The following is a 2,731-nucleotide window of genomic DNA, read 5'->3' on the forward strand; positions in this document are numbered from 1 at the left end:
GCGTCGGTCGACCTCGCGGTCGAGGTCCGCGTCGCCGGCATTGTTCGCGCGGCGGAGGTGGCGATCGCCGCCGATCCGCTGCTGACCGTCGCCAATGACGGCCGCCACTGGATCGCGCTCGATCACGGGCGCGGCGCGGGGCTGATCCCGGTGACCACTAAGCGCCGCGGCACCGCCCGGATCGCGACCTTGTGGCTGCGCTGGCGCGGGCCGCTCGGCCTGGTCTGGCACCAGCGCGCGGAAGCGGCCGGGGTGAGCCTGCCGATCCTGCCCGACATCCGCCCGGTCCAGGACCGCGGCGCGGCGCTGTTCCAGCGGCACGCGCTGCAGGGCCTGATCGCGCAGCTCGCCCGCGGCGAGGGCAGCGAGTTCGAGACGCTGGTCGAGTATCGCTCGGGAATGGACCGGCGCGCGATCGACTGGAAGCAGTCGGCACGCCACCTCAAGCTCCACGCCAAGGAGTACCGGCCCGAGCGCAACAGCCAGATCGTCCTCGCCATCGACGCCGGTCGGCAGATGAGCGATCCCATCGACGGCGTGCCCCGCGTCGACCGCGCGGTGTCCGCGGCGCTGCTGACGGCATGGGTGGCGCTCAAGCTCGGCGACCGGGTGGCGCTGGAGGCGTTCGACGAGCGGCCGCGGCTGTCGACCGGCTTTGTCGGCGGCGCGCGCTCGTTTGCGACCCTCCAGCACCGCGCCGCCGCGATCGACTATAGCGGCGCGGAGAGCAACTACACCTTTGCCCTCACCGACCTCGCGGCGCGGCTGACGCGGCGCTCGACGATCGTTCTGTTTACCGAGTTCACCGACATCACCGTCGCCGACTTCCTGGTCCGCGCCGCCGCCAAGCTGGTGCGCAGCCACCTGCTGCTGGTGGTCGTGCTGCGCGACGAGGAGCTGGAGGCGATCATCGCCCGCCCGCCGGTCGAGGCCGACGACATCACCCGTGCGGTGACGGCGGCGGGGCTGCTGCGCGACCGGCTGCTGGTGCTCACCCGGTTGCGTCACCTGGGCGCGCATATCGTCGAGGCGGAGCACGCCTGGGTCGGCGAACGGCTGGTCGCCGCCTATGTCGACCTCAAGCGGCGGGAGCTGCTGTGAGCGACGCCGCGCCGATGCCAGTCGCGGCGCCAACGCCGATGCTGGTCAACGCCAGCCGCTTCCGCGCCGCGCACGAGGCGGACTGGGCGCGGCTCGACGCGCTGGTGACGCGGGTCGAGAAGCGGTCGGTGCGCGTCCTCGCCGACGACGACCTGCTGGCGATGCCATTGCTCTACCGCACCGCCTTGTCGTCGCTGGCGGCGGCGCGGGCGACCTCGCTCGACCGGGCGCTGGTCGCCTATCTGGAGCAGCTATGCACCCGCGCCTATTTCCAGCTCTACGGCCCGCCGGGATCGGCATGGGCGCAGGTCGGCCGCTTCTTCCGCCGCGACTGGCCGGCGGCGGTGCAGGGGTTGTGGCGCGAGACGCTGGCGGCGCTGCTCCTCACGGTCGCCGCCGCGCTTGCCGGCTTTTGGCTGGTGCGCGCCGACCCGGCCTGGTTCTACGGCATCATCCCCGACGCGATGGCGCAGGGCCGCGATCCCACCGCCACCGCCGACGGCCTGCGCGCGACGCTAGGGGGCCATGGCCAGGGCGGTGGCCGCGAAGGCATGCTGGCGGTGTTCGCCACCTTCCTGTTCACCCACAACGCCCAGATCGCGATCTTCTCCTTCGCGCTCGGCCTCGCCTTCGGGGTGCCGACCGTGCTGCTGATCGCCTATAACGGCTTGACGCTGGGTGCGATCGTCGCGGTGTTCGCCGGCAAGGGCATCGGCATCGACTTCGCCGAGTGGCTGGCGATCCACGGCACCACCGAGCTGTTCGCGATCATGCTGTCGGGCGCGGCGGGGTTTCGCATCGGGCTGGCGTTCGCGTTTCCAGGCCGGCGCGCACGCGGCGACGCGGCGGTCGAGGCGGGGCGCGGCGGCGCAGTGGTGATGCTGGGCGCGGTGGTGATGCTCGCGGTCGCCGGCCTGCTGGAGGGGATCGGCCGCCAGACCGTCACTGCCGGCGCGACCCGTGCCGCGATCGGCGCGGCGATGCTGGTCGGCTGGCTCTTGTATTTCTACCTGCCGCGATCGGTCGAGCGGGGCGATGGCGCGCGCTAGGGCTCCCCGCGCGCCGAGGAGCCTGCGCCGGCGGTTCGTCACGCCCGAGTGCGTCGACCTGCAGCTCGAACTCGGTAACGCCGGCTCGCGCGCTGCCGCCTTTTTGCTCGACCTGATTGCCATGGTCGTCATGCTGATCGCCGCGACGATCGCGCTTGCCTTGCTCGCCAGCGGGGCCGGCAAGGCGATCGCGATCGTCTGGCTGCTGGGCGCGTTCTGCCTGCGCAACGGCTGGTTCGTGCTGTTCGAGCTGGGCGGCCGCGGCGCGACGCCGGGCAAGCGGCTGATCGGCCTGCGCGTCATCGCCCGCGACGGCGCGCGGCTGACCGGCGGAGCGGTGGTGGCGCGCAACGCGATGCGCGAGGTGGAGGTGTTCCTGCCGCTCACCTTTCTGGGCTTCCAGGCCTCGGAAGGTGCGGCCGACGCCTTTCTGACGCTGTTCGCGCTGGGGTGGAGCGGCATCTTCCTGTTCTTCCCGCTGTTCAACCGCGACCGGCTGCGGCTGGGCGACATCGTCGCCGGCACCTGGGTGGTGCGCGACGCGCGCCAGCGGCTCGCCGCCGACCTCGCCGCACAGCCCG

General features: G+C 72.6%; 3 protein-coding genes. All 3 read left to right on the top strand.

Annotated elements, in window-relative coordinates; translation table 11 throughout:
- On the top strand, window positions 1-1,101 hold a 1,101-nt coding region (locus HUU96_RS14445), incomplete at its 5' end, for a DUF58 domain-containing protein (RefSeq protein WP_174293436.1).
- Between the two features lie 14 nt (window positions 1,102-1,115).
- Window positions 1,116-2,150, top strand: a complete 1,035-nt coding sequence (locus HUU96_RS14450) for a stage II sporulation protein M (protein ID WP_174293437.1) — start codon at window positions 1,116-1,118, stop codon at window positions 2,148-2,150.
- Window positions 2,137-2,731: RDD family protein (locus HUU96_RS14455; protein ID WP_174293438.1), on the top strand; the 595-nt coding region annotated here is incomplete at its 3' end. The genes HUU96_RS14450 and HUU96_RS14455, both read left to right, overlap by 14 nt.

This window comes from Sphingomonas bacterium (assembly GCF_903644135.1).
GTDB lineage: Bacteria > Pseudomonadota > Alphaproteobacteria > Sphingomonadales > Sphingomonadaceae > Sphingomonas.

Excerpts from the sequence above, each read along its gene's own strand:
- HUU96_RS14450 (WP_174293437.1), top strand. The coding sequence starts at position 1,116 with ATGCCAGTCGCGGCGCCAACGCCGATGCTGGTCAACGCCAGCCGCTTC.